General features: G+C 65.3%; 6 protein-coding genes. 3 read left to right on the top strand and 3 right to left on the bottom strand.

The genetic code is table 11. From position 1 onward, the window contains the following. A partial coding sequence (locus VF497_RS01590; protein ID WP_330885588.1) for an MGDG synthase family glycosyltransferase occupies positions 1-1037 on the top strand: 1037 nt, incomplete at its 5' end. After that, on the top strand, positions 1034-1525 hold the full coding sequence (locus VF497_RS01585) for a hypothetical protein (RefSeq protein ID WP_330885586.1): 492 nt from the start codon (positions 1034-1036) through the stop codon (positions 1523-1525). The genes VF497_RS01590 and VF497_RS01585, both read left to right, overlap by 4 nt. Before the next feature lie 41 nt (positions 1526-1566). Here the strand turns inward: VF497_RS01585 and VF497_RS01580 are convergent, their stop codons facing one another. The 3 genes from VF497_RS01580 to alc form a co-directional block, all read right to left on the bottom strand. Next, positions 1567-3645: a M13 family metallopeptidase gene (locus tag VF497_RS01580; RefSeq protein WP_330885584.1), complete on the bottom strand. Its 2079-nt coding sequence runs from the start codon at positions 3643-3645 to the stop codon at positions 1567-1569. Positions 3646-3859: 214 nt separating this feature from the next. After that, the gene (locus VF497_RS01575; protein WP_330885592.1) at positions 3860-4342 is read right to left on the bottom strand and encodes an ureidoglycolate lyase; all 483 of its coding nucleotides are present in this window, start codon (positions 4340-4342) and stop codon (positions 3860-3862) included. Between the two features lie 8 nt (positions 4343-4350). Then, positions 4351-5394, bottom strand: coding sequence for an allantoicase (alc, locus tag VF497_RS01570; RefSeq protein ID WP_330885582.1), 1044 nt, complete (start codon positions 5392-5394; stop codon positions 4351-4353). A 46-nt stretch (positions 5395-5440) separates the two neighbouring features. Between alc and VF497_RS01565 the strand changes: the two genes are divergently transcribed. Beyond that, positions 5441-5593, top strand: a 153-nt coding sequence (locus tag VF497_RS01565; protein WP_330885590.1) for a 2-oxo-4-hydroxy-4-carboxy-5-ureidoimidazoline decarboxylase, incomplete at its 3' end; no start/stop codon positions are given.

Raw genomic sequence — 5593 nt, 5'->3', positions numbered from 1 at the left:
AAGTCGCGCATATCGACGCGATGGATTTCGTCGCCGCGGGCTTTCGCAAGATGTACACCGACGGTTACATCCGCCTGATCAACGAGCACCCGAGTATCTGGGAACATCTGCATCACCTGTCCGACACGACGCCGCACAATGCTGCCTCGCAGCGCCTGCGCCGCGGCATCGAGCGCTTGTCCAGCGGCGCGCTGCGACGCGAGGTACACAGGCGCAAGCCCGACGCAGTGATCTGCACGCACTTCCTGCCGGCGGAGCTGTTGATGCGCGAGGTCGAGCAGGCGCGCCTGCACTGCCCGCTCTGGCTGCAGGTGACCGACTACGATCTGCACAACATGTGGCTCGTGCCCGACATGGCCGGCTATTTCGCCGCGACCGGCGAAGTCGCATTTCGCATGCGCGCGCGAGGCTTGCGCGCGGAGCGCCTGCACGTCACCGGCATTCCGGTGATGCCGGCGTTCTCGCAGCCCAACGCGGCAGAACTCGATCGCGAGCGCTGCGTGCGCGAACTCGGGCTCGATCCGGCTCGCCGCGTGATTCTCATCGTCGCCGGCGGCGCCGGTGTCGGCGACCTGCCCACGCTCGTGCAACGCGTGCTCGGCCTCGCCGGCGATTTCCAGATCATCGCCGTCGCCGGGCGCAATGCCGAAGCGAAGCAGAAACTCGATGCGCTCGCCGCGCGACAACCGCAACGCCTGCTCGCGCTCGGCTTCACCGACAAAATGCACAAGCTGATGGCGGCGAGCGATCTTGTCGTGACCAAGCCGGGCGGCCTGACCGTCTCCGAATGCCTCGCGCTCGGCCGGCCGATGCTGCTGATTTCGCCGATCCCCGGGCAGGAGGAACACAACGCCGGATACCTGATGGAAGAAGGTGCAGCCTGGCTCGCCTACGACACGATCGGCGTCGAGTACAAGGTCGCGCGGCTGATCGCCGAACCGGCGACGCTGGCGGCCATGGCGCTACGCAGTCGCGCGCTCGGCAAGCCGCGCGCGGCACAAACGGTCCTCGACCTCGTGCTCGGCACAGCGCAATGAACGAAGTCGCGAAGGCCTCCGCGGTGCCGGGCTGGCCGCGCACCCTCGCCTACATCGCCTGGGTGCTGCTGATGGCCTGCTTCTTCGCCGAAGTCGAGATCCAGATCGAAGGCGCCTCGGGCTGGGCGGCGAAGCTGCCGACCTGGCGCATCGAATCACACTGGCTGCTCGACATCTTCTGGGGCGGCCGCCCGATGACCGGCTATCACGCCTGGGTGTTCAGCTTTATGGCGCTCGCCTTTTTCGCGCCGCTTGTATTTTTCGCGCAGTACACGTGGCGTGCGGCGGCGCAGGCGCTGGCCGGGGTGATGCTGTTCTGGATGGTCGAAGACCTCGCCTGGTTCATCTTCAACCCGGCCTTCGGCTGGAGCCGCTTCGCGCCCGAGCACGTGCCCTGGCACAAGCACTGGCTGCTCGGCGTGCCGGCCGACTACTGGATCGGAGTCGGCGGCGCGGCGCTGATTTTCTGGCTGATGAATCGCAAGTAGGGGCGCGATGAATCGCGCCCCTACCGTAGAGGCGTCGACTCTTACCAGATCGTCACGCGCTTTTCCGGCGCCACGTACATCTTGTCGCCCTCCTTGACGCCGAATGCATCGTAGAACGGTGTCTGGTTGGACAAGGTACCGAGCACGCGGTCGACCGGCAGCGAGTGCGGATCGGACTTGATCAACTCGATCGCGAACTTGTCGCGCACCTTGGCCTGCCAGGCCTGCGCCCAGCCGATGTAGAGGCGCTGGTCGCCGCTGAAGTCATCGGGCGTCGGCGCGGGCTTGCCACCGAGCGAAATCTTGTACGCCTTGTAGGCGATCGCGAGGCCCGAGTTGTCGGCGATGTTCTCGCCGAGCGTCAGCTCGCCGTTGAGGTGATACCCCGGCACCGGTTCGAATGCGGCGTACTGGGCGACAAGCGCCTTGGTCTTGGCCGCGAACTTCTCGTGGTCGGCGGCCGTCCACCAGTCGCGCAGGTTGCCGTCGCCGTCGTACTGCGATCCCTGGTCGTCGAAGCCGTGGCTGATCTCGTGGCCGATCACCGCGCCGATGCCGCCGTAGTTGACCGCGTCGTCGGCCTTGGCGTCGAAGAACGGCGGCTGCAGGATCGCGGCCGGGAACACGATCTCGTTGAGCTCGGGGTTGTAGTAGGCGTTGACCGTCTGCGGCGTCATGCCCCATTCGGCGCGGTCGACGGGTTTTCCGAGCTTGTCGATGTTGCGCTGATACTCGAACGCGTTGCCGCGCATGACGTTGCCGACGAGATCGTCCTTCTTGATCTCGAGCGCGGAGTAGTCGCGCCACTTGTCCGGATAGCCGATCTTCGGCATGAACTTGGCGAGCTTTTCCTGCGCGGCCTTCTTCGTCTCCGGACTCATCCAGTCGAGCGTGTCGATGCTCTGCTTGTACGCGGCGAGCAGGTTCTTGACGAGCTGGTCCATGCGCGCCTTGGACTCAGGCGGGAAGTGCTTCGCGACATAGAGCTTGCCGACCGCCTCGCCGATGATGCCTTCGGTCAGGCCCACACCGCGTTTCCAGCGCGGCTGGTCGGCCGGCACGCCACGCAGCTCGGTGCCGTAGAAGGCGAAGCGCGCGTCGACGAAATCCTTGTTGAGGTACTTGGCGTAGTTGCGCAGCAGCTGCCAGCGGAAATAGGTCTTCAGCGTCGCCAGCGGCGTCTTTGTGAGGATCTTGTCCATCCCCGTCATGTAGCTCGGCTGGCCGACGATGACGTAGTCGGTCTTGCCTTCGATGCCGGCGGCGACGAGGAAGCTCTTCCAGTCGTAGCCCGGCGCGAGCTTGGCGAGGTCGCCGAACGTTTCCTTGTTGTAGCCCTTGATCGGATCGCGCAGCTGCACCTTGGTCCACTGCACGCGCGCCAGTTCGGTTTCGAACGCGAGCATCGCCTTGGCGCTCGCCGCCGCGGCCTTGTCGCCGGACATCGCCAGCATCTTTTCGATGAACTTAGCGTAGGCCTCGCGGATCTGCTTGAGCTTGGCGTCGTTCTCGAGATAGTAGTCGCGGTCGGGCAGGCCGAGGCCGTCCTGCTGCAGATCGACGACGTACTTGGTCGAGTCCTTGTTGTCCTGGTGGACGAAGCCGCCGAACGGCGCGGTCGCGCCGATCTGCAGAAAGTGTGCGACGAGCGCGGGAATCTCCTTCTTGTCCTTCAGCGCATCGATGCGCGCGAATTCGGCCTCGAGCGGCTTGAGGCCCGCGCTTTCGAGCGCCGCCTCGTCCATGAAGCTCGCGTAGAGGTCGGCGATCTTCTGCTTGTCCTTGTCCGTGGAATCGGCCGCCTTTGCCGTCTCCTCGATGATCGCGCGGATGTTCGCCTTGGCCTCGTCGTCGAGCTTGACGAAAGCGCCGCTCATTGGCTTGTCGTCAGGGATCTGGAACGTGTCGAGCCAGTGGCCGTTGACGTAGCGGTAGAAGTCGTCCTGCGCACGCGCCGTCGTGTCCATGTTTTCCTTGGTCACACCTGAGGTTAGCGGCGGCAGGGTCGGCGCCGCAGCGACGGGCGCGGGAGCCGGCGCCTTCTCGGCCGGCGGCGGAGTGGACTGCGAGCAGGCGGCGACAAAGCCAGCGCAGGCCAGCCAGATGAGAGTGCGCTTCATGGGAAAACCTCCGAGAAATGTGGTCAGTCAGTCTATTCGGCACATCCACGCTGCGCATAGGCCAAAGGTAACCGCAAGGCGCTTCGCACTCATGCAGCAGAAGAGAAAACAACTCGCGCACAGAGGGACCTGAGCGAGAAAAATCAAACCCAGAGTAAAGTTGGATTCGAGCTTGCGCCGAACGAAGGAGAGCAGGTGGCAATAAGTCGAGAGCCTACGTTAGTGCAGGAATCGTCAATGGCTTCGACAGTTCGTGCTCGTCGCAATTCAAGCCTGGCCCAGCCCGGTCGACTACGAGGAAATCGCAGACCGCGCCGAGCGCGAGCAGCGGATGGTGCCAGATGCCCGCGGCGTAGTTGACACCCTGGTCGCCACGCGCGAGGAACACGCGCACTGCGTCTGTTTCCGCGCGAGTTGCGACGGCGACGAGATACGGCCGCGCGTGCAGCGGCATGAACGCCTGGGTGCCGAGCGGATGGCGCTCTAGCATCGTGATCGCGAACGGCAGCGTGCATGGCTGCGCACGGAAGATGCTGACGATCGCGCGACCTGCGGCATCGACCTCGACGTTGGCCAGGTCGTGATAGCGCTCGGTCGTGCCGCCATTGATCGGGAAATGGCGCACGGCATCGCTCGCCTCGATGACGTCGCCGAACGGCGCGAAGGCCTCACGCATCAGCGGTTCGATTTTGGCGATGTGCGCGCTCACCTGGCCAGCCGCCCCCACAGGCGCAGCCGCGACACGCCGCCGTCGGGAAAGATGTTGAAGCGCACGTGCGTGATCGGCCCAAGCGCGGCGATCTCCCTGGCGAAGTGATGCTCCGCGTCCATAGCCAGTTTCTGTTCGGGCAACAGCACGGGCCAGAACATGCTCTGCGTGATCAGCGACTGGTCGGTGCCGCCGTCCACGCGCGCGGCCTGGATCGAACAGCGGTCCGGATAATTGCCCTTGAAGTGCGCGGTATCGACATCGATCTTCTCAATCACACCCGCCGCGCCGAGCGCGATCAGGCACCAGTCGTTGCCGGGTTCGCGCCGGCGCCGCGTTTCCCAGCCGTCGCCCATGTCGCGGCCGCGACCGGGCAGCAGCAGGTTCGCCGCCGCGCCGAAATGCGCATCGTTCCAGGCTACGGTGCGGCCGCCGTTTTCGAGCGCGATGAGATCGTGCAGCGCGTTCGCTTCGCCCGTGTCGAATGCGCCGACCACATGGCCGTAGACGCGCAGCCGCGCAACGCCGCCGTCGGGATAGATGTGCACGCGCAGATGCGAGAAGACGCCATCGCCACCCGACTCGACGAGGTGGTGGCTGTTGCCGCGCAGCGTCGTCGCGGCCAGCACGGGCGTCCACGTCGCGCGCTGCAGAGCTTCAGGATCGTCGCTTTCCGCCAGCGTGCCCTCGATCGAGATCGCCGGCGCGTAGTTGCCGGTGAAGTGACTCGTGTCGACATCGAAACCGACGATGCGGCCGCGCCGGCCGAGCTTGACGATCGCCCAGTCGTGGCCCGCGCTGCGCTTGCGCCGCGTCTCCCAGCCGTCCATCCACTTGCCGTTGGCGTCGTACTTGCCCGGCACGAACACGGCGGGGGCCGGGTCGAGCATGCGTTCGAGTGGCGCGAAGAACTCGTCGGATGCCGCGATCGCTTTGGCGCCGATGCGCGGATTGGCCAGATTGGTCGCGCGCCGCGCCCAGTCGGGCAACTCGGCAGCGGGCGCGAAAATCGCGGTGGTTTCTCCGGACGGCAATGCCATGTTCTTTTCCTTCTCGTGATCGTGCTCGATTGTAGATAATGCGCCCATGGAATTGAACGAACTCAATCGGCTTTCCGCCGCCGAATTCACCCGGGCGCTGGGCGGCATCTACGAACATTCGCCGTGGATCGCCGCGGCCGCGCACGCGCGCTCGCCGTTCGCCGATGCCAGCGCGCTCGCCGTCGCACTGCGCGATGCC

This window comes from Rudaea sp. (assembly GCF_036383415.1).
Taxonomy (GTDB): domain Bacteria; phylum Pseudomonadota; class Gammaproteobacteria; order Xanthomonadales; family Rhodanobacteraceae; genus Rudaea.
The sequence above is the reverse complement of the archived record's forward strand: the minus strand, read 5'-3'. Positions and strand labels throughout refer to the sequence as shown.